At 72.6% G+C, this 21556-nt stretch carries 17 protein-coding genes; 6 read left to right on the top strand and 11 right to left on the bottom strand.

Annotated features, from left to right (window positions below; translation table 11 throughout):
- Positions 1 to 81: 81 nt before the first annotated feature.
- The 3 genes from AC2TEW_RS34135 to AC2TEW_RS34125 all read left to right on the top strand — a co-directional run bounded on the left by AC2TEW_RS34135 (position 82) and on the right by AC2TEW_RS34125 (position 3688).
- Entirely contained in the window at positions 82 to 771 is a 690-nt protein-coding gene (locus AC2TEW_RS34135; protein WP_484627146.1) for a helix-turn-helix domain-containing protein, read from the top strand.
- A gap of 119 nt (positions 772 to 890) precedes the next feature.
- A complete protein-coding gene (locus AC2TEW_RS34130) occupies positions 891 to 2000 on the top strand; it encodes an alpha/beta hydrolase (RefSeq protein ID WP_484627145.1) in 1110 nt (369 codons plus the stop codon).
- Between the two features lie 257 nt (positions 2001 to 2257).
- A complete protein-coding gene (locus AC2TEW_RS34125; protein ID WP_484627168.1) occupies positions 2258 to 3688 on the top strand; it encodes a hypothetical protein in 1431 nt (476 codons plus the stop codon).
- Positions 3689 to 3771: 83 nt separating this feature from the next.
- On the opposite strand, the gene AC2TEW_RS34120 is transcribed toward AC2TEW_RS34125, so the two are convergent.
- From AC2TEW_RS34120 to AC2TEW_RS34080, 9 genes are all read right to left on the bottom strand, one after another.
- A complete protein-coding gene (locus AC2TEW_RS34120) occupies positions 3772 to 4653 on the bottom strand; it encodes a CDP-alcohol phosphatidyltransferase family protein (protein WP_033817846.1) in 882 nt (293 codons plus the stop codon).
- A complete protein-coding gene (locus AC2TEW_RS34115) occupies positions 4640 to 5332 on the bottom strand; it encodes a phosphatidylserine decarboxylase (protein WP_033817845.1) in 693 nt (230 codons plus the stop codon). Before AC2TEW_RS34115 ends, AC2TEW_RS34120 begins: the two co-directional genes overlap by 14 nt.
- A 512-nt stretch (positions 5333 to 5844) precedes the next feature.
- Positions 5845 to 7047, bottom strand: coding sequence for an acyl-CoA dehydrogenase family protein (locus AC2TEW_RS34110; RefSeq protein ID WP_484627144.1), 1203 nt, complete (start codon positions 7045 to 7047; stop codon positions 5845 to 5847).
- A 131-nt stretch (positions 7048 to 7178) separates the two neighbouring features.
- Complete coding sequence (locus AC2TEW_RS34105) at positions 7179 to 7682, bottom strand: MaoC family dehydratase (protein WP_484627143.1); 504 nt, start codon at positions 7680 to 7682, stop codon at positions 7179 to 7181.
- Positions 7683 to 7697: 15 nt separating this feature from the next.
- The gene (locus AC2TEW_RS34100) at positions 7698 to 8660 is read right to left on the bottom strand and encodes an HpcH/HpaI aldolase/citrate lyase family protein (protein ID WP_484627142.1); all 963 of its coding nucleotides are present in this window, start codon (positions 8658 to 8660) and stop codon (positions 7698 to 7700) included.
- Between the two features lie 23 nt (positions 8661 to 8683).
- Complete coding sequence (locus AC2TEW_RS34095) at positions 8684 to 10702, bottom strand: protein meaA (protein WP_484627141.1); 2019 nt, start codon at positions 10700 to 10702, stop codon at positions 8684 to 8686.
- Positions 10702 to 12039, bottom strand: a complete 1338-nt coding sequence (gene ccrA / locus AC2TEW_RS34090; protein WP_484627140.1) for a crotonyl-CoA carboxylase/reductase — start codon at positions 12037 to 12039, stop codon at positions 10702 to 10704. Before ccrA ends, AC2TEW_RS34095 begins: the two co-directional genes overlap by 1 nt.
- 378 nt (positions 12040 to 12417) lie before the next feature.
- On the bottom strand, positions 12418 to 13308 hold the full coding sequence (locus tag AC2TEW_RS34085; RefSeq protein ID WP_484627139.1) for a TetR family transcriptional regulator: 891 nt from the start codon (positions 13306 to 13308) through the stop codon (positions 12418 to 12420).
- Between the two features lie 302 nt (positions 13309 to 13610).
- Entirely contained in the window at positions 13611 to 15389 is a 1779-nt protein-coding gene (locus AC2TEW_RS34080) for a 3-hydroxyacyl-CoA dehydrogenase family protein (protein WP_484627138.1), read from the bottom strand.
- A gap of 448 nt (positions 15390 to 15837) precedes the next feature.
- Between AC2TEW_RS34080 and AC2TEW_RS34075 the strand changes: the two genes are divergently transcribed.
- Positions 15838 to 16419, top strand: a complete 582-nt coding sequence (locus AC2TEW_RS34075; RefSeq protein ID WP_484627137.1) for a Uma2 family endonuclease — start codon at positions 15838 to 15840, stop codon at positions 16417 to 16419.
- A gap of 59 nt (positions 16420 to 16478) precedes the next feature.
- On the opposite strand, the gene AC2TEW_RS34070 is transcribed toward AC2TEW_RS34075, so the two are convergent.
- Together AC2TEW_RS34070 and AC2TEW_RS34065 are read right to left on the bottom strand one after the other, a co-directional pair.
- Positions 16479 to 17975: an MFS transporter gene (locus tag AC2TEW_RS34070; protein WP_484627136.1), complete on the bottom strand. Its 1497-nt coding sequence runs from the start codon at positions 17973 to 17975 to the stop codon at positions 16479 to 16481.
- Between the two features lie 114 nt (positions 17976 to 18089).
- Positions 18090 to 18728 carry a TetR/AcrR family transcriptional regulator gene (locus AC2TEW_RS34065; protein WP_484627135.1) on the bottom strand — a complete coding sequence of 213 codons (639 nt, stop codon included), beginning with the start codon at positions 18726 to 18728 and terminating at the stop codon, positions 18090 to 18092.
- Between the two features lie 214 nt (positions 18729 to 18942).
- Between AC2TEW_RS34065 and AC2TEW_RS34060 the strand changes: the two genes are divergently transcribed.
- Together AC2TEW_RS34060 and AC2TEW_RS34055 are read left to right on the top strand one after the other, a co-directional pair.
- Complete coding sequence (locus AC2TEW_RS34060; RefSeq protein WP_484627134.1) at positions 18943 to 20262, top strand: type I glutamate--ammonia ligase; 1320 nt, start codon at positions 18943 to 18945, stop codon at positions 20260 to 20262.
- Between the two features lie 4 nt (positions 20263 to 20266).
- The gene (locus AC2TEW_RS34055) at positions 20267 to 21430 is read left to right on the top strand and encodes an amidohydrolase family protein (protein ID WP_484627133.1); all 1164 of its coding nucleotides are present in this window, start codon (positions 20267 to 20269) and stop codon (positions 21428 to 21430) included.
- Positions 21431 to 21556 lie beyond the last annotated feature (126 nt).

Below are 21556 nucleotides of genomic sequence, written 5' to 3'. Positions count from 1 at the left end.
GTCCACTGTGGATCTGTCCAACGGGGCTTCGTGCGTTCAGCGGCTACAGGGGGCGGCGGCCCCGGCCCTAGCTTCGGTCCCATGCGACGAAGACAGCCCGCCCCCACCCCGGTGCCGTTCTCCCCGGCGGCCGCCCGGGCCCACCGCGCCGGTCTCGGTCTGACGCCGGACCAGGTGGCCGAGGGGATGGCCGCCCACGGGGTACGGCTGCTGCCGGCCCATGTGATCGGGTGGGAGAGCGGTGCCATCCGGCCCTCCGAGGAGGAGTTCATCGCGTTGGCCCGCGCCCTGTGGTGTCCGCCGGCGCAGCTGATGGGTGCCCGCCCGGCGAGCCTGCGGGACTTCCGGGTGGCCCGAGAGCTCGGCCAGGAGCAGGCGGCCCGGCAGATCGGGGTCACCCCGCAGGCCTATCTGAAGGCGGAGCTGACCGGCCGCTGGGCCGGTGACGCGGAGCAGACCAGGGCGCTGGCCCGGGTGCTCGGGCTCGGGCTGCGCACCCTGGTGTGGATCACCGGTCACCAGGACGACCTCGACCAGCGGCTGCGCCAGGTGGTGCAGGGCCGGTGGCAGGGCCAGCTGAAGCCGGTGGCCCGCCTGGTGCCGGTGGATCAGGAGGTGCTGGCGCTGGTGCTGGCCGAGCTGCAGGGCGAGTACCAGGTGCCGATGCACTGGGGTGCGGCCTCCCCGGCCGCCGAGGAGCAGCCGCGGCAGCTGCCGACGCCGCGGTTCTGGGAACTGCTGTCCCGGCACCGCACCGAACTCCCGATCTGAGGCGTGCCGCCCCGGCCCGCGGCCCCTCGAACGGCCCCGCCCGGTGGCCCGGGCCGGGGCCGGACGGTGGACTGGGAGCGCATCGATTTCGGTCCGCGATCAGCACACCGGGGAGCACAATGCGCTGGCAAACCGCCGCCGTCGTGGCAGCCGCCGTCGTCGGGACCGGGACCGCGGTCCTGCTGCTCGGCCGCAAGGTCTCCGACCGGGTGCTGAAGCCCGCCGACGGCGGTGGCGGCACCTCCCTGCGGGTGCACGCGCTCGGGCCCGGCCAGGTCACGCTGACCCGGACCACCGCCTCGGTCCGGCCCGGCCGGTACGCCCTGGAGTGGGCGGACGGCGGTCACGCCGTGGTCGGCGACGTGCTGCGCACCGACGTGCAGACCGTCACCCGGCGCCTGGAGCGGGCCGACGGCGGCACCCTCACCGCCGGCACCGAGGTCCGGATGACCCCCCGGGTCTTCGTCGGTGACCCACTCACCGCGCTGGGCATCGAGTACGTCGACTCCTCCGTGAACGCGGAGATCGGCGAGCTGCCCGCCTGGTACGTCCCCGCGGTCCGCGGGACCTGGGTGATCCTGGTGCACGGTCCGGGCGCCGACCGCAGCCAGGTGCTGCCGGTGCTGCCGCTGCTGCGTTCGCTGCGGGTGCCGACGCTCACCGTCACGTACCGCGGTGACGAGGGCGCGCCGCCCTCGCCGGACGGCCTCGGGCACTTCGGCGAGACGGAGTGGCGCGACGTGGACGCGGCGGTCCACACGGCGCTGGCCTCCGGCGCGGGCCGGGTGGTGCTGTACGGCTGGTCGCTCGGGGCGACGATCGCGATGCAGACGGCGGTCCGCTCGGACTGGCGCGGGTCGGTGGCCGGGCTGGTGCTGGACTCCCCGGTGCTGGACTGGCCGGCCACCGCCCGGCGGGGTGCGGCGCGCTCCGGGGCACCGGCCGCGGTGGCCGAACTGGGTGCCCTGGCGGCCCAGGGACGCTCCGGCGTCGACCTGGCCGATTTCGCACGCCTCGCGGACGGCCGGGACCTCCAGGTGCCGGTCCTGCTGATGCACAGCCGCTCCGACGAGATCGCCCCGTGGGCGGCCGCCGAACGGCTCGCCGGTCGCCGGGAACAGCTGGTCAGCCTGTACGCGGTGCCGGGCGCCGAGCACGCCGCGCTGTGGAACGCCGACCCGGACCGCTATCTGGAGCACCTGCGGCGCTGGCTCACCCCGCTGATCTGAAACCGGCCACTCCCGGCCGGTCGGACCTCCGGTTGTTGTCGTGTACGGGGCGCGTACGGCGGTCGCCTCGGCCCGGTTTGCGGGCCCTTGCCCGCATCCGGGGCCGCCGCCGGGCCGTCCCCCGCAAAGACGCGCCGCAGCCGATGTGACAGAACGCCCGTACAAGGGGAAGACTGCACGGCGTGACGTCTCGGAACCCGCGCGACCGTGATGCCCCGCTCCCGCCGACGATCCGTACCGGTGCGACGGTGACCCGTCTGCCAGGCACGGGCCGCCGAGCCGACAGCGCAATCCAGGGCAGCCCCGCCGCAGCCCGCCGCCGTACCCCCCAGCCCAAGCCCGGGCGGGGCCGGGTACCCGTACCCGACGGCTTCCCCGCACCCGCGGAGCTGGCCCCGCTCGCCCGGCGGATGCTCGCCGACGCGGTCCGGGTCGCCCGCTGGGCCGGCGAGCTCGGCGAGGTCGACAAGCGCGGCGAGCTGCTGCCCGACGACGCCAGGGCGGCCGGGCTGGCCCTCGCCATGACCGTCGGTGCCGCCGCCAAGGCCTGGGGGCAGGCGCTGCAGATCGGCCTGGTCGAGCTCCGCGACAGCGGCGCCGGACCCGGCTGGCGGCTGCACGCCTGGGAGCACGACGACGAGGCGGTGGTCCGCGGCTGGTCCGCGCTGTTCGACGCCTGGACGCTGCTCGCCCCCGTGCCGCCCGCCGCCATGCGCGGCGTGTTCGCGGTGCTGGCGGGCCAGGCCGTCGACCAGGCCCCGCAGCTGCTCTCCTTCCTCCACCTGGTGGACGGCCCGGTCCCCGACAGCGAGCTGCTGGAGCTGCTCAAGCGCGGCCTCGACGAGCGCCGGGTCGGGGTCGCCGTCGGCGCCGGCCCGCTGTCGCCGGTCCCGCACGCGGCCTCCGCCGTCTCGGCGGTCCGCGGCACCTGCCGCGAACCGCAGATCGACACCCTGCCCTCGGCCGGCGACGTGGCCGCGGTGCTCGACTGGATGCTGGACGGCCTCGCCGCCGTCGGCGCGCTGACCCGCCGGGACGAGGCGGCCGAGCTGTCCCCGCTCGGGCACTGGGCGGTGCGGGCCAAGCTGGAGGAGATCTGCACGGTCGCGCAGACCGCCGCCGGGCACATCGAGCAGAGCGCCCCCGAGCTGCTCAGCGCCTGCGCCGACTACTCGCCGGGCCCGGCCCGTGCCGAGTACCGCGCCTGGGTGGCGGCCCGGCCCGCCGACCGCGCCGTCGCCGAGCTGCTGGACGCCGCCCGCGGCGAGGACGCGCTGGTGCGCGGTCTGGCCTTCGAGGCGCTCCGGGTGGCCGGCCGGACGGCCGAGGCGGCCGTCCGCGGCGCGGTCGAGGAGGCCGTGCTGCGCCCGTACGCGCTGCTGTGGCTGGCCGAGCAGCTGGACGAGGAGGGCGTCTCACCGGCCGATGTGCTGGGCGCGGAGGACGCCGCCTGGCTCTGGGTGGACACCGCGGCCGCGGTGCTCGACCACGGCGAGACCGGGCTGCTGGTCGGGCACGTCGAGGGCGCCTCGGCGGGCGAGCCGGTCCGGCTGTTCAACCGCGCCCGGCAGTCCGGGCACCCCCGGGCGGCCTCGGTGCTCACGGCGGTCGCCGGTGTGCACCCGGACCCGGCGGTGGCCCGCGCGGCCCGCAGGTCGGCCTTCAGCGTCCACCGCGGCGGCGCGTAGCCGGCGACGGCACCCCGTGCACGGCGAAGGGGCCCGGATCCTGGTGGATCCGGGCCCCTTCGGTGGTGCGTGCTACAGGGTGATCAGCAGCCCCGCGACTCGGCGCGGCGGGCGCGCACGTCGCCGACCTTCTGGCCCACCTTGCGGCGGATGACCAGCAGCGGCGCCATCGCGGCCAGCGTGATCTGGGCGATCGCCCCGATGTGCATCAGCGGGTCACCGCCGGGCAGACCGGCCGCCCAGGCGGCCAGGCAGCCGATGCTGACCACGATCCAGGCGAGCGTGGCGGTCGCCAGCAGGCCCTGCGGCTTCGGGTACTCGATCCGGCTCACCATCAGGTAGGCCACACCGAAGATCATCAGCAGACCCGGCACGAACGGCGGGTCCAGCAGGACGATCGCGATCACCGTCATCGCGCCCATCGGGCAGGGCATGCCCTGGAAGATCCCGGGCCGCATCTTCACGGCCGAGAACCGGGCCAGCCGCAGCACCACCGAGAGCAGTACGGTGAGCGCGATGAAGGCCGAGAGCTGCTGGTTGCTGTCGGGCGAGACGATGCCCCAGACCGCGACGAAGTAGGCCGGCGCGATACCGAAGCTGATCAGGTCGGCCAGGTTGTCCAGCTCCGCGCCCAGTGCCGAGGAGCGGAGCTTGCGGGCCACCAGGCCGTCGAACAGGTCGCACATCGCACCGATCAGCAGCAGCGTCACGGCCGTGGCCGCGCTGTGCTTGTCCGGCGTGTTGGACTCGCCGGTCAGGTGCGGCATCAGGACCCCGGTGGTGATCGAGTAGATCGCCAGGAAGCCGCAGACGGCGTTCCCCAGGGTCAAGAAGTCGGCCGTGGACAGGTGCTGGGGCGAACGGGGGGCCCGCAGCTCGCGGTCGCGCGCCCAGCGGCGGCGGCGCAGGTCGGTCTCCTCGTCCTCGTTCAGGCCGACGAGAGTCTCAGGATCAGTCACGGTCAAGGCGTGTCACCCCGGCGGTGGTCTTCTGGCCGACCTCGACACCGGCCTCGATGCCGGCCGGCAGGTAGGTGTCGACCCGGGAACCGAAGCGGATCAGACCGATCCGGTCGCCCTGCTCGACCTTGGTGCCGGCGTCGACGTACGGCACGATGCGGCGGGCCACGGCCCCCGCGATCTGCACCATCTCAATGTCGCCGAGCTCGGTGTCGAAGTGCCACACGACGCGCTCGTTGCGGTCGCTGTCCTTGTTGAACGCCGGGACGAAGCCACCGGCGACGTGCTCGACGGACGTCACGGTGCCGGGCAGCGGCGCCCGGTTGACGTGCACGTTGAGCGGGCTCATGAAGATCGCGACGCGGGTGCGGCCGTCCGGCCACGCGTCGATGGACTGCACGACGCCGTCGGCCGGCGAGATCACTCTGCCGGTGCCGATCTCACGCTCGGGGTCGCGGAAGAACCACAGCATGCCCGCGCCGAGCGCACAGGCGGGAACGGCCGCCAAGGCCCACTTGCCGTTGCGCTTGGTGAGAGCGCTGGTGACGGCGGCGGTGGCCAGGGTGGGGACGAACCAGGGGGTGGCTCCGCGCGCGATGGTCACGCGGGGTCGCCGGCCGGCCGTCGGGGCGGCGAGGGCATCGCGGTCCTGGACGGAGGTGTGAGGGGACGGGCTGATGGGCATCGAAGACCTTTGTCGCGGGCCCCGAGGGACAGAGCATGGCCGCTGGACGGGGGCCACCGCGGGGATCGGGTGATATGGGGACGGCTGCTGTCCCGGTGGATGCTATCGGGACCAGACGGTAGGTGGGCAAGCCGCCTGCTCGTGGAACTCTCCAGTGCGGTACCCAGGTGCACGTGCTATGTGTACGACCGTAGCTCGGGGTGGACCGGTTCCCCAAGGGTCGGGGCGAATCGCGTGACCCATGTCTCACGGTGGGGTTCCGCAGGACCGTCGCCGGATCGCGGCTGGAGCGGGGCTGGAGCGGCCGCGGGGGTCGCGGTGGACCGGGGGCCCGTCGGCGGGCCCGACGCGGCTGCAAAGGCGTGCAGAAGCGGCCGTAGGGCGTGTACTGAGAGCAACGCGCCCTACGGCCGCTTCCGGCGCCGCACCGGCGCGGAGGCTGACCAGGCCCCGCGCCGGTGCGCGGTGGCCGGGTGCGGGCCCGCACGCCCGCACCCGGCCGGGACGGAAGGTCAGTCGGCGAGCCGGTACTCCTCCAGCAGGCGGCGGCCCACGATCATCTTCTGGATCTCCGCCGTACCTTCACCGATCAGCAGCATCGGCGCCTCGCGGTAGAGCCGCTCGATCTCGTACTCCTTGGAGAAGCCGTAGCCGCCGTGGATCCGGAAGGAGTCCTCGACGACCTCCTTGCAGTACTCGGAGGCCAGGTACTTGGCCATGCCGGCCTCCAGGTCGTTGCGCTCGCCGCTGTCCTTCTTGCGGGCGGCCATCACCATCATCTGGTGCGCGGCCTCGACCTTGGTGGCCATCTCGGCGAGCTTGAACTGGATCGCCTGGTGCTCGGCGATCTTCTTGCCGAAGGTGGAGCGCTGCTGGGCGTACTGGATGCCGAGCTCGAAGGCGCGCCGGGCGACCCCGCAGCCGCGGGCGGCGACGTTGACCCGGCCGACCTCGACGCCGTCCATCATCTGGTAGAAGCCCTTGCCGGGGACCCCGCCGAGGATCCGGTCGGCCGGGATCCGGACGTCCTGGAGCACCAGCTCGGTGGTGTCGACGCCCTTGTAGCCCATCTTCTCGATCTTGCCGGGCACGGTCAGGCCCGGGACGGTCTCGTTCGGCCCGAAGCCGGCCGTCTTCTCGATCAGGAAGGTGGTCATGTTCTTGTACGGGGAGGAGCCGCCCTCGTCGGTCTTGCACAGGACCGCGACCAGGGTGGAGGTGCCGCCGTTGGTCAACCACATCTTCTGGCCGTTCAGGACGTAGCAGTCTCCGTCCTTGACGCCCTTGGTGGAGATGGCCGAGACGTCGGAGCCGAGGCCGGGCTCGGACATCGAGAAGGCGCCGCGGATCTCGCCGGCCGCCATCCGGGGCAGGAAGTACTCCTTCTGCTCCTGGGTGCCGTGCGCGTTGATCATGTGGGCGACGATGAAGTGCGTGTTGACGATGCCGGAGACCGACATCCAGCCGCGGGCGATCTCCTCGACCACCAGGGCGTAGGTCAGCAGGGACTCGCCCAGGCCGCCGAACTCCTCCGGGATGGTCAGGCCGAACAGGCCGAGCTGCTTCATCCCCTCGACGATCGCGGTCGGGTACTCGTCCTTGTGCTCCAGCTCGGTGGCGACCGGAATGATCTCCTTGTCGACAAAGTCCCGCACGGTGGCGAGGATGTCCCGCTGGATCTCGGTCAGGCCGTCGGTCTGTGCGAGGCGTCCCATCGTGCGGCTCCGAATCTGCATCTACGGCAATGAGGGTGGGGGAGGTGTGGGGGCTCCACGGGCGTGACTTCCGTGGAGCCCCCTGGACCGGGTGGGGATCGGCCGATGACGGCGGCCTACCCGTCCGGGGTCTAGGACAGGGGCGTGGGACGGCCGGGCTGCTCGCCGCCGCGCTCCTTGATGTACGTCTCGGTCGGCACCATCACCTTGCGGCGGAAGATGCAGACCACGGTGCCGTCCTGCTTGTAACCCTTGGTCTCGACGTAGACGATGCCGCGGTCGTCCTTGGACTTGGACGGCCACTTGTCGAGGACCTCGGTCTCGCCGTAGATGGTGTCGCCGTGGAAGGTCGGCGCGATGTGGCGCAGCGACTCGATCTCCAGGTTGGCGATCGCCTTGCCGGAGACGTCCGGGACGGACATGCCGAGCAGCAGCGAGTAGATGTAGTTGCCCACCACGACGTTGCGGCCGAAGTCGGTCGTCTTCTCCGCGTAGTTGGTGTCCAGGTGGAGCGGGTGGTGGTTCATGGTCAGCAGGCAGAAGAGGTGGTCGTCGTACTCGGTGACCGTCTTGCCGGGCCAGTGCTTGTAGACCGCGCCGACCTCGAACTCTTCGTAGGTGCGTCCGAACTGCATGGGTGGTCCTTCGGGTCAGGCCTGCGGGGGCTCGAACTTGGAGGTGCGCTCCATACCGGCGGCGCGGCCCTTGCCGGAGATCACCAGGGCCATCTTGCGGCTGGCCTCGTCGATCATCTCGTCGCCGAGCATCGCGGAACCCTTGGCACCGCCCGCCTCGGAGGTGCACCAGTCGTAGGCGTCCAGGATCAGCTCGGCGTGGTCGTAGTCCTCCTGGGAGGGCGAGAAGATCTCGTTGGCCGCGCCGACCTGGTCCGGGTGCAGCACCCACTTGCCGTCGAAGCCGAGGGCGGCGGCCCGGCGGGCCACGGCCCGGTAGCCGTCGGCGTTGCGGATCTGCAGGTACGGGCCGTCGATGGCCTGCAGGTCGTTGGCGCGGGCGGCCATCAGGATGCGCATCAGGATGTAGTGGTACGCGTCGGCGTCGTAGCCGGGCGGCTGCTCGCCGACCACCAGGGACTTCATGTTGATCGAGGCCATGAAGTCGGCCGGGCCGAAGATGATCGTCTCCAGCCGGGGCGAGGCGGTGGCGATCGCGTCGACGTTGATCAGGCCCTTGGCGTTCTCGATCTGCGCCTCGATGCCGATCTTGCCGACCTCGAAGCCCATGGTCTTCTCGATCTGGGTGAGCAGCAGGTCGAGCGCCTTCACCTGCTCGGCGTCCTGGACCTTCGGCAGCATGATGCAGTCGAGGTTCGGGCCGGCGCCCTCCACGACGGTGATGACGTCGCGGTACGTCCAGTGGGTGGTCCAGTCGTTGACGCGGACGACCTTGGTCTTCTTGCCCCAGTCGCCGTTGTTGAGGGCGTCGACGATGTGGTGCCGGGCGCTCTCCTTGACCAGCGGGGCGCAGGCGTCCTCGAGGTCGAGGAAGACCTGGTCGGCCGGCAGCCCCTGGGCCTTCTCCAGGAAACGCGGGTTGCTGCCGGGTACGGCCAGGCAGGAACGGCGGGGCCGGAGGCGGTTGACGTTGGTCATGAGGGTGGTTGGTCCTTCCCGGGTCAGCTGGTCGCAGCGGTGGCGGCGGCCCAGGGCTGAAGCCTGTTGGCCAGCCGGATCTCGTCCACGATCCGGCCGATGATGGTGGTGATGCCGAAGTCCTTGGGTGTGAAGACCGCGGCGACACCGGCGGCCTTGAGAGTCTCGGCGTCCGCTGCCGGGATGATGCCACCGACGATCACCGGCACATCCTCCACCCCCGCCCGGCGCAGCCGGTGCAGGACGTCCGGGACGAGCTCCGGGTGTGCCCCGGAGAGGATCGACAGCCCCACGCAGTGCACGTCCTCGGCGACCGCCGCGGAGACGATCTGCTCCGGGGTGAGCCGGATGCCCTGGTAGACCACCTCGAAGCCGGCGTCGCGGGCGCGGACCGCGATCTGCTCGGCGCCGTTGGAGTGGCCGTCCAGGCCGGGCTTGCCGACCAGCAGGCGCAGCTTGCCGGTGCCCAGCTCGGCGGCGGTGGCGGCGACCGCCTCGCGGACCGCGGCGAGCTCGCCGCCGGGCTCGGCGGCCACCGCCACCGGTGCGCCGCCGACCCCGGTGGGGGCGCGGTACTCGCCGAAGACCTCGCGCAGGGCGAACGACCACTCGCCGGTGGTGACCCCGGCGCGGGCGCAGGCCAGCGTGGCGGCCATCAGGTTGTCGGTGGTGGCGGCGGTGGCCTTGAGCTCGGCGAGGGCGGTCTGCACGGCCGTCTCGTCGCGCCCCTCGCGCCAGGCGGCCAGCGAGGCGAGGACGGACTGCTCGGAGGCCGGGTCGACCACCATGATGGCGGTGTCGAGGTCGGCGGTGAGCGGGTTCTCCTCGGTGGTGTCGAAGCAGTTCACCCCGATGATCTTGTCCTCGCCGGCCTCGATCCGGGCGCGCCGGGCGGCGTGCGAGGAGACCAGGTTGGACTTGAGGTAGCCGGACTCGACGGCCGGGATCACCCCGCCCATCTCGAGCACCTTGGCGATCTCGGCCTCGGCGCCCGCCAGCAGCTCGGCGGTCTTGGCCTCGATCACCTCGGAGCCGTTGAAGATGTCGCCGTACTCCAGCAGGTCGGACTCGTAGGCCAGCACCTGCTGGATCCGCAGCGACCACTGCTGGTCCCAGGGGCGGGGCAGGCCGAGCGCCTCGTTCCACGCGGGCAGCTGGACGGCGCGGGCGCGAGCGTCCTTGGAGAGCGTGACGGCGAGCATCTCCAGCACGATCCGCTGGACGTTGTTCTCCGGCTGGGCCTCGGTCAGGCCGAGCGAGTTGACCTGGACGCCGTAGCGGAACCGGCGCTGCTTGGCGTCCTGGATGCCGTACCGCTCGCGGGTGACCTTCTCCCAGAGCCGGCCGAACGCCCGCATCTTGCACATCTCCTCGATGAAGCGGACGCCCGCGTTCACGAAGAAGGAGATCCGTGCGACCACCTCGCCCATCCGCTCCGGCGGCACCTGGCCGGAGTCGCGGACGGCGTCCAGCACCGCGATCGCCGTGCACATCGAGTACGCGATCTCCTGGACCGGGGTGGCCCCGGCCTCCTGCAGGTGGTAGCTGCAGATGTTGATCGGGTTCCACTTGGGGATGTGCGCGACCGTGTAGGCGATCATGTCGGTGATCAGGCGGACCGACGGGCCGGGCGGGAAGACGTGCGTCCCGCGCGACAGGTACTCCTTGACGATGTCGTTCTGGGTGGTGCCGGTGAGCTTGGCGATGTCCGCGCCCTGCTCCTCGGCGACCACCTGGTAGAGCGCCAGCAGCCACATCGCGGTGGCGTTGATCGTCATGGAGGTGTTGGTCTGCTCGAGCGGGATCCCGTCGAACAGCGTCCGCATGTCGCCGACGTGGCCCACCGGCACGCCGACCCGGCCGACCTCGCCGCGGGCCAGGATGTGGTCCGAGTCGTAGCCGGTCTGGGTGGGCAGGTCGAAGGCGACCGACAGGCCGGTCTGGCCCTTCGCCAGGTTCCGCCGGTAGAGCGCGTTGGAGTCGCTCGCGGTGGAGTGGCCCGCGTACGTGCGCATCAGCCAGGGGCGGTCGCGGTCGGCCATCAGATGTTCCGGAAGCGGTTGATCGCGTCGATGTGCTTGGCGCGCAGCTCGGTGTCGCGCACGCCCAGGCCCTCCTCGGGGGAGAGGCAGAGCACGCCGACCTTGCCCTGGTGCTTGTTGTGGTGGACGTCGAGGGCGGCCTGGCCGGTCTCCTCCAGGGAGTAGACCTTGGACAGGGTCGGGTGGATCTTGCCCTTGGCGACCAGGCGGTTGGCCTCGAAGGCCTCGCGGTAGTTGGCGAAGTGCGAGCCGACGATGCGCTTCAGCGACATCCACAGGTAGCGGTTGTCGTACTGGTGCATGAAGCCGGAGGTGGAGGCGCAGGTGACGATGGTGCCGCCCTTGCGGGTGACGTACACCGAGGCGCCGAAGGTCTCGCGGCCCGGGTGCTCGAAGACGATGTCCACGTCCTCGCCGCCGGTGAACTCGCGGATCTTGGAGCCCAGGCGCTTCCACTCGCGCGGGTCCTGGGTGTGCTCGTCCTTCCAGAACTTGTAGCCCTCGGCGCTGCGGTCGATGATCGCCTCGGCGCCCATGCTGCGGCAGATCTCGGCCTTCGCCTCGTTGGAGACGACGCAGATCGGGGTGGCGCCGCCGGCCAGGGCGTACTGGGTGGCGTACGAGCCGAGGCCGCCGCTGGCGCCCCAGATCAGCACGTTGTCGCCCTGCTTCATGCCGGCGCCGTTCTGGGAGACCAGCTGGCGGTAGGCGGTGGAGTTGACCAGGCCCGGGGAGGCGGCCTCCTCCCAGGTGAGGTGCTTGGGCTTGGGCAGCAGCTGGTTGGTCTTCACCAGGGCGATCTGGGCCAGGCCGCCGAAGTTGGTCTCGAAGCCCCAGATGCGCTGCTCCGGGTCCATCATCGTGTCGTTGTGGCCGTCCGGGGACTCCAGCTCGACCGAGAGGCAGTGCGCGACGACCTCGTCGCCGGGCTTCCAGGCGTTGACGCCGGCGCCGGTGCGCAGGACCACGCCCGCGAGGTCCGAGCCGAGGATGTGGTACGGCAGGTCGTGACGCTTGGTCAGCGGCGACAGGCGGCCGTAGCGCTCCAGGAAGCCGAAGGTGGAGACCGGCTCGAAGATCGAGCTCCACACGGTGTTGTAGTTCACCGAGCTCGCCATGACGGCGACCAGGGCCTCGCCCGGCCCGAGCTCGGGGAGTGCGACCTCGTCGAGGTGCAGGGACTTACGGGGGTCCTTGTCGCGGCTGTCCAGGCCCGCGAACATCTGCTCCTCGTCCCGGTGGAGCGTGACGGCGCGGTAGGACTCCGGGAGCTTGACCGCGGCGAAGTCCGCCGGGGTGCTGTCGGAGCTGAGGATCGCGTCGAGGATTTCCTGCATGGCTGCCTCCGAAGGCGTACCTGTGTTGAGGGCGCACAGGGCGTCTGGGGGAGCCGGGAGCGGACACCGGCTTCGCTGAGGGTCTGTGGGTGGTACTGCGGGTGTGCGACGGGTGGGTGGGTCGCCGTGGTGGTGCTGGTCCGGCCCCAGCGGTGCGGGGACGGCGGACACGGCGCGCCGAGGTGGGGAGCCGCGGCGCCGCGACCGATGGGTAACAAAGTAGTGGCACCCTGTGCCACTCGTAAAGACACCGGGTGTCATCAGTTCGGGTGAAACCCGATAACAGTTCGACCGGCGCTCCGGCGGCATGGGGAAGGCCCGCCCCGGAAAACCGGGACGGGCCTTCGAATCTGCTGTGACCTGTGCGGATGGCCTGCGTTAGCCAGCCTGCGAGCCGGTCAGCGCCGCCCTGATCGAGTCCACCACCACGTCCAGCGGGGCGTCGGTGCGGGCCACTGTGATGAGCACCTCACCGCCCGGGCTGGCACTGAGTGCGCTCACCGCGGCCGCCTCGACCGGTGACAGCGGGTCACCTGTGGCACCCGGTGCCACCGGTGTGCCGCGGCGCCTGGCACCGCTCGGCGGGGTCGGCCAGAAGGTCCCGCGGATCACGTCGAAGGAGTGGTCCAGCTGGGACTCCACGTCCCCGTGCCCGCCCGCCCGCAGCCACCGCCGCAGCACGTGGTTGTGGGCCGCGACCACCGCCGCCGCCGACACCTCGGCCAGCATCGAGTCGTCGTCCCCGCCGCGCTGCCAGCTCGGCGGGGTCTCCTCCGCCGCGTCGAAGCGCCCGAGCAGGTACCGGGTGAACAGCCGCTCGTACCGGGCCACCACCGCGATCTCCCGTTCCCGCAGCGCCGGCACCTGCCGGATCAGCTGGTAGCGGGCGACCGAGACGGCCGGGGTGGAGGCGTACATCCGGAGCACCTCCTTGATGCCCCGGCAGACCACGTCCAGCGGGTGCTCCTCCGACTCCGCGCTCGCCAGCAGGTCGGCCACCCGGACCAGGGTGTCGTCGTGGTCCGGGAAGATCGCCTCCTCCTTCGACCGGAAGTAGCGGAAGAAGGTCCGGCGGGCGACCCCGGCCGCGGCGGCGATCTGATCGACCGTCGTCTCCTCGTAGCCCTGGGTGGCGAACAGCTCCATGGCCGCGGTCGCCAGGTCCTGGCGCATCTGCTGCCGCTGGGCCGCCGCCCGGCGGCTGCCCGCTCCCGCCTCCGCCGCCGGCCGCGCGACGTCCTGCTCCAAGGGTGACTGATCCCGATCCATGGCCGGAACGCTACACGCCCCCGGGGCGGCCGCCGCCGGCCTCGGCCTGCGCACCGGCACCGCCGGTGCGGTCACCGCCGGACGCGGCCAGCGGGTGGCCGCGCCGGTACCCGCCGGCGGGCCGCCCCAGGCCGGCCCGCCCGGCCGCCGGGGCCCGCCGGGGAGCACCCCGGGGACCCCGGCCGCACCCGGTCCGCCGCCGAGGCCGCCGACCGGAACACCCGCGGGAACGCCGGCGGGAGCGCCACCCGGGACGGGGCGGCCGGCCGGGACCCCGCCCGGCAGCCCCGCAGCCCGGCCGGTCATCGGCGGGCGTGGTCGCGGAACCCGCGACCGCTCTTGCGGCCCAGGCAGCCGGCCGCCACCAGGTGCTCCAGCAGCGGCGCCGCCGCCAGCCCCGGCTCGCGGAACTCCTGGTGCAGCACCTGCTCGATGGTCAGCGAGACGTCCAGGCCCACCACGTCCAGCAGCTCGAACGGGCCCATCGGGTAGCCGCAGCCCAGCTTCATCGCGGTGTCGATGTCGTCCACCGTCGCGTAGTGCTCCTGCAGCATCCGCACCGCGTCGTTCAGGTACGGGAAGAGCAGGGCGTTGACGATGAAGCCGGCCCGGTCGCCGCACTCCACCGGGTGCTTGCGGGCCTTGCCGCACAGCTCCAGCACGGTCGAGGTGACGTCCTCGGAGGTCAGCACCGTGGAGACCACCTCGACCAGCTTCATGGCCGGCGCCGGGTTGAAGAAGTGCATGCCGATCACGTCCTGCGGCCGCGAGGTGGCGGTCGCACAACTGATCACCGGCAGGCTGGAGGTGGTGGTGGCGAGCACCGCGCCCGGCTTGCAGATCTTGTCCAGGGTGGCGAACAGCTCCCGCTTGACCTCCAGGTCCTCCGCCACCGCCTCGACCACCAGGTCCACCCCGGCCAGGTCCGCGTACTGCCCGGTCGGCGTGGTCAGCGCCAGCGCCGCGTCCCGCTGCTCCGCGGTCAGCCGGCCCTTGGCCACCGAACGCTCCAGCGACTTCGCCAGCTGCGCCTTCGCCCGGTCCGCCTTCTCCTGGCTGCGCGCGGCCAGCAGCACCGGGTACCCGGCCTTGGCCAGCACCTCGACGATGCCGGTCGCCATGGTGCCCGAACCGCAGACGCCGATGCTGCGCACCTCGCGGCCCGCCACCCGGCCGGCCCGGCCCGCACCCGCGGCACCGGACACCACCTTGGACGACCCGGGCGCCTCGTAGGTGTAGAAACCGCGGCCGGACTTGCGGCCCAGCAGCCCCGCCGAAGCCAGCTGGCCGAGGATCGGGGCGGGCGCGTGCAGCCGGTCCTTGGACTGCTCGTACATCGCCTCCAGCACGGTGCGCGCGGTGTCGATGCCGATCAGGTCGAGCAGCGCCAGCGGACCCATCGGCAGGCCGCAGCCCAGCCGCATCGCGGCGTCGATGTCCTCGCGGGTGGCGTACCGCGACTCGAACATCGCGGCGGCCTGGTTGAGGTAGGCGAACAGCAGGCCGTTGACGATGAAGCCGGCCCGGTCGCCCGCCGCCACCGGCTCCTTGTCCAGCTCGCGGGCGAGCGCGGCGACGTCCTCGGCGGCCTGCGGGGAGGTCAGCACCGTGCGGACCACCTCGACCAGCCGCATCGAGTGCACCGGGTTGAAGAAGTGCAGGCCCAGCACGCGCTCCGGGCGGGCGGTGGCCGCGGCGATCCGGGTCACCGACAGCGCGGTGGTTCCGGTCGCGAGGACGGTCTCGGCGGGGCAGATCCGGTCCAGTTCGGCGAAGATCTGCCGCTTCAGCTCCAGCTGCTCCGGGACCTCCTCGACCACCAGGTCGGCGCCCGCCGCGGCCTCCAGGTCGTGGCCGACCGAGATCAGGCCGAGCAGCGCGGCGCGGTCCTCGGCGCTGAACCGCTCGCGCTCGACGGCGTGCGCGGTGGCCTCCTCGATCCGGGCCAGCGCCCGGGCGGCCGAAGCCTCGTCGGCCTCGATGCCGATCACCCGGCGGCCGCTGCGGGCCACCGCGACGGCGATGCCGGCACCCATGGTGCCGAGGCCGACCACGGCGACGGTGGGGAAGGGACGCTCCATTGTCCGGACTCCTATGTCATGGGCCCGCGCCGCCACTCCGGCACCGGCGGGGCCGGCTCGGCGTCGAGCGGGCGGCAGGCCGTACGGGAGGAGGGTTCGGCGGCGCGGGGGCGGGAGATGACGTGTCGAGGCATGCCGACAGGGACCGGTCCGCTCCGGCCGTGCTGAGGGTGTGCCGTGGTGCTCAGACGCTCTGGAAGAACACTGAAGCGGCGCTGAAAGCACTGCGTTGACGTACTGCGCTGAAGAGGCCCCGAGGGCCGGGAAGCAGAACACCAGGGCGGCCGTCGATCACACACGGCCGCGGCCCTGCCGGTGCGGCTCCCGAAGCCCGGCAGTGGTGCGTGCGGTCACTGTAGCGGAGTTACCCCGGGGTAGGAAGAGGCAACCCGCCACCGGGACACGCGGGTTGTCCGTACGGTGGCCGCGCCGACCCAAGGAGGACACCATGGCAGTCATGACCTTGGACCGGACCCAGATGGACCGCGAGGCCTTCGAGGCCATCGCGACAGCTGCCGCGCGGGAGGACGTGACGCTGGAGTTCATCAACGGCAGGATCAGAGTCAAGCCGGTGCCCGACGGCGACCACGGCGAGATCGTCATGTGGCTGATCCGGTCCTGCATCCAGCAGCGGCCCGACCTCAACCTCTACCCCGAACAGGGGCTGACGGTGGAGAGCTACCGGACCGGCCACGCCCGGCCGGACGGTTCGCTCACGGCTCTCGGCGCCTTCGCAGGCCAGGGGGAGTGGGCCGACCCGACCGGTGTCCTCATGGTCGTGGAGGTCACCTCGTGCGACCCGGACGCCGACCGGCGTGACCGGATCGAGAAGCCGGTCGCCTACGCGCAGACCAGGATCCCGGTCTACCTGCTGGTCGACCGGGACGCCGGAGCGGTCACCGTGCACAGCGAGCCCGAGGGCGGCCGGTACCGGAGCGTGGTCACGCTCTCGTACGGGCACGAGGTGGTGGTGCCGGCGCCGGTGTCGGTCACGCTGGACACCGAGGTGCTCAAGGACTACGTGCGCTGAACGCACCGCGGCCCGCCCGGTGGGGACCGGGCGGGCCGTGGTGGTGTGCGGGGTGAGGGTCAGTGCGCCATCACGGGGACGGCGAGCTCCTCGGAGTCGGCGCCGGTGGCCTGGTGGGCCTGCGGGCGGCCGGTGTTGATCAGGACGAACGAGATGCCGGCCGCCAGGACCAGGATCCCGAAGGACCACCAGATCGCGGTGGAGAAGCTGTGCACCATGCCTTCCATCCGCTGGAGCGTCGACGCGTCCGGGCCGATGTGGTGGGCCTTGGCGTACGCGACACCGGCGCTGTTGGCGATGGTGTTCAGCAGCGCGGTGCCGATCGCGCCGCCGACCTGCTGGGAGGTGTTGACCATCGCGGAGGCGACACCGGCGTCCTGCGGCTTCACCCCGTGGGTGGCCATGCTCATGGCCGGCATGAAGGCGGTACCCATGCCCAGACCCATCAGGACCAGGCCGGGGAGCAGGCTCCAGTAGGAGCTGTCGACCTTGATCTGGGTCAGGATCAGCATGCCGATGGAGGCGACCAGGAAGCCGGGCGCCATCAGGTAGCGCGGGGCGACCCGGGTCATCAGGCGGGCGCCGATCTGGGTGGAGCCGGTGATCATGCCCGCGACCATCGGCAGGAAGGCGAGGCCGGTGACGACGGGGGTGTAGCCGAGCACGACCTGCAGGTAGTAGGTCAGGAACAGGAACAGGCCGAACATGCCGATCACGGCGAGGCCCAGCGACAGGTAGACACCGCCGCGGTTGCGCTCCAGGACCACCCGCAGCGGCAGCAGCGGGGCCTTGACCTTGCTCTCGACCAGGACGAACGCGGCCAGCAGGACCGCGGCGGCGGCGAACAGGCCGAGGGTGGAGCCGGAGGTCCAGCCGTTCGACTCGGCCCGGGTGAAGCCGTAGACCAGGGAGACCAGGCCGGTGGTGACCAGCAGCACGCCCGGGATGTCGAGGCGGTTGCGGTTCTGGCTGCCGGCCGGCTCGCGGATCACCAGGACGGCGCCGGCGACGGCGGCCAGGGCGAACGGGATGTTGACGTAGAAGGTCCAGCGCCAGTTCAGGTACTCGGTGAGCAGGCCGCCCAGGATCAGGCCGATGGCACCGCCACCACCCGCGATGGCGCCGTAGATGCCGAAGGCCTTGGCGCGCTCCTTGGCGTCGGTGAACATCACCGCGAGCAGCGAGAGCGCGGCGGGCGCGAGCAGCGCGCCGAAGACGCCCTGCAGGGCGCGGGCGCCGAGCAGCATGGCGGTGTTGGTGGCGGCGCCGCCGATCGCCGAGGCGAGGGCGAAGCCGATCAGGCCGACCGTGAAGGTCCGCTTGCGGCCCCAGAGGTCCGCGATCCGGCCGCCGAACAGCAGCAGACCACCGAAGGCCAGCGCGTAGGCGGTGATCACCCACTGCCGGTTGGCGTCGGATATGCCGAGGTCACGCTGGGCGGACGGGAGCGCGATGTTCACGACCGTGGCGTCCAGGACGACCATCAGCTGGGCCAGGCCGATGAAGATGAGCGCCTTCCACCGCCGGGGGTCGGGCTGCAGGGCTGATTCAGACATGGGGATACCCACTTGTGTGCGAGAGAGCGGAACGGCAGGGCAGAGGCACCGGCTGGTGCCGAATGGTGCGAGAAGAAGGGGCGGCCCGTGCTGGGCCGGACGGTGCGGGAGGGCTCAGGGGCGCGGCTTCAGGTCGTCCAGGGAGACGGCGCGGCCGGGCAGGGTGGATCGGGCCGGGGCCTGCACGCCGTCGAGGAACAGCTGCAGGTGGCGGTGGACGAACTGGTCGAGGTCGATGCAGTGGGTGCCGGGCAGCGGTCGGGTGAGCTGGGTGATGGCGACCACGAAGTCGCCCACCCCCACGTCCTCGCGCAACTGGCCGCTCCGGTGCGCCCGGGTGATCACCTCGGTGGTGGTCTCCTGCAGGCGGGCCTTGGCGTCGTGCATCTCGGGGTCGTTCGGGTCGATGTGCTCGGAGAGCAGCGGGCACAGGGCGCCCATCCGCTCGTCGGCCGAGGCGTGGGTGAAGCGGGCCAGCGCCGCGAAGGCGTCCGGTTCCTCGGCCATCGCGCGCTCCGCGTGCTCGACCACCCGGTCCAGGACCGAGAGTGTCACGTGGTGGATCAGCTCGCGGCGGTCGGCGAAGTGGCGGTACAGCGTCGCGTTGCCGACCCCGGCGCGGCGGGCGATCTCGTCGAGCGGCACCTCGGCGCCGTGCTCCACGAAGGCCTCGCGGGCCGCTTCGATGATGCGGTTGCGGTTGCGGGTGGCGTCCGCGCGGAGCTTGGGCGCCGGTGGCGTGGTCGTGGTCATCGGTCGTCCCTTCGGTTCCGGTGGCGGATGCTTCCGGGGAATGAGTCCCCGCTTCGTTCGACTCTAGCCTAAACGGGGAGCGAGTCCCCGGAAATTTCGCCGCCCCGTGTGAGGTGGGTCACATCGGGTTTGGGCGGGGAATCCGGTCCGCCGTCCGGGTGAACGGGCGGTCGATGCTCGGTGCACGTCCGACCGGCCCGGCAGCATGGGCGGCATGACCACGATGCTGCCCCGCGCCGAGCGCGCCGCCCGGGCCCGTACGGCCGCCGACGACCTGGCCGCGGGCGGTACGGACGGAGTGGTCCTCGGCTGGGTGGACAACGCCGGGGTGCACCGGGTGAAGGCGGTGCCGGTCGAGCAGCTGGCGCACGCGGCGGAGTGGGGCGTGGGCGCGGCGCCGTGCTTCGACGCGTTCCTGGTGGACGACTCGATGGCCCCGTCCGGCAGCCCGGTCGGCGATCTGCGGCTGGTCCCGGACCTGGCCGCGCTCACCGTCCTCGCCGCCCAGCCCGGGTGGGCCTGGGCGCCGGCCGACCGGTACGCGCAGGACGGCGAGCCGCATCCGGGCTGCCAGCGGCTGTTCGCCGGCCGGATGGCCGCCGAGGCGCAGCGGCGGGGGCTGGAGGTGCTGGCCGGGATCGAGGTCGAGTGGGTGGTGGTCGACGGGGCGGGCGCCGGGCCCGCGTACGGGATGCGCCGGCTGATCGGACTGTCCGACTACCTCCGGGACGTCCTGCGGGCGCTGCGCGACCAGGGGCTGACGGTGCTGCAGATCCACCCGGAGTACACGGTCGGCCAGTTCGAGGTGTCGCTCGCCCCGGCCGGCCCGGTGACGGCCGCGGACCTCGCCGTCCTGGTGCGGCACACGGTGCAGGCGGTGTCCGTCCGGTACGGGCTCGAGGCCTCCTTCGCCCCCGCGGTGGCCGCCGACGGCGTGGGCAACGGCGGACACCTGCACCTCGGCCTGAGCCGCGACGGACGCAATCTCATCGGCGGCGGGCCCGGCCGGTACGGACTGACCGTCGAGGGGGAGGCGTTCCTGGCCGGGGTGCTGGCCGAACTGCCCGCCCTGCTCGCGCTCGGCGCCCCCAGCGTGGCCAGCTACCTGCGGCTGGTGCCCGGCCGCTGGTCCGGGCCCTACCGCTGCTGGGGCCGGGAGAACCGGGAGGCGGCGCTGCGGCTGATCCCCGGATCCACCCCCGAGCAGGCCAACGCCGAGGTGAAGTGCTTCGACGCCGCCGCCAACCCGTACCTGGCGGTGGGCGGGGTGCTGGCGGCCGGCTTCGGCGGCATCGACCGCGGGCTGCGGCTGCCGCCGGAGGTCTCCGGCGATCCGGCCGACTCCGGCTACGCCGAGCGGCTGCCGGCCGACCTCGCCGAGGCGGCCGCCGCGTTCAAGGGCTCCGACCTGCTCCGGGAGGCGCTCGGCGCGGAGCTGCACGCGGCGGTGCTGGCCGTCCGGGAGGCCGAGATCGCCCTGTTCGACGGGGTCGGCGCCGACGAGGTGATCGCCGCGACCAGGCTGCGCTGGTGACCGGATGCTGATCGACCAGCACTGCCACAGCGTGCTCGCCGACTCCCCGCAGGAGCCGGACGACGCGGTGTTCGCCTCGCTGCTCACCGAGTCCGACCGGCCGCCCGCCCCGGGCTGCAGCCCGTTCGGCAGCGCGCTGGGCCTCGCCGTACGGCGGTGGTGCCCGCCCGCCCTGGGGCTGCCCGTCCATGCGGAACCGGCCGAGTACCTGGCCCGGCGGCGCGAGTTGGGCGCCGCCGAGGCCGGCCGACGGCTGCTGGCGGCGGCCGGGCTGACGGCCTGCCTGGTGGACACCGGGCTGACCGGGGCGGCCGGTCGCCCGCTGCTCCCGCTCGACGCGCTGGCCCGGCTTTCGGGCGCCCGGACGTACGAGGTGGTCCGGCTGGAGAGCGTGGCGGCCCGGGTCCGGGCGGCGCCCGGGCGCTGGCCCGAGGCGCTGGCCGAGGAGCTCGCGGCGGCCTGCGCGGGCGCGGGCGTGGTGGCGGTGAAGTCGGTGCTGGCCTACCGGTACGGGCTGGCCATCGACCCTCGGCCGCCGGGCCGGGCCGAGGTGGTCCGGGCGGCCGAGCGGTGGGCCGCCCGGCAGCGCGCGGCCGAGCAGCGGGAGGGTGGCCCGGGGGCCCGGCTGACCGACCCGGTCCTGCTGCGCCATCTGCTCTGGCAGTCGGTCGGGCTGGGGCTGCCGATCCAGCTGCACACCGGTTTCGGCGATCCGGACCTGCGGCTGCACCTCGCCGATCCGGCGCTGCTGGTGGACTTCGTCCGGGCGGTCGAGCCCGCGGGGGTGCCGCTGGTGCTGCTGCACTGCTACCCGTACCACCGTCAGGCCGCCTGGCTGGCGCACTGCTTCCCGCACGTCCACCTGGACGTGGGGCTGACCCTCTCGTACACCGGTGCGCGGGCGGCCGAGGTGCTGGGCGAGGTGCTCGAACTGGCGCCGTTCGGGAAGGTGCTGTTCTCGACGGACGCGTACGGGCTGCCGGAGCTGTTCCTGGTCGGCGCGGCGCAGTACCGGCACGCCCTGGGCTCGCTGCTGGCGGGGTGGCAGCGCGACGGCGCGTGCACGGCGGCGGACGCGGCGGGGATCGAGGCGCAGCTGTCGGCGGGGAACGCGGCCCGGCTCTACGGTCTGGACACGGACATCTCAGCTGACACGGCAACTACCTGACGTCACATCAGCTGGTCAGGTGCGGTGGCCGCGCGGGTGCGGCGATCACCCCCGTCCGCACCCTTGCGGAAGCGATCGAGGGGTCACTAGCGTCCCACCCACTTACGTGTTCCTGCCATCAGTGGG

It is taken from the genome of Kitasatospora sp. NEAU-CNBT7 (assembly GCF_057220535.1).
The sequence above is the reverse complement of the archived record's forward strand: the minus strand, read 5'-3'. Positions and strand labels throughout refer to the sequence as shown.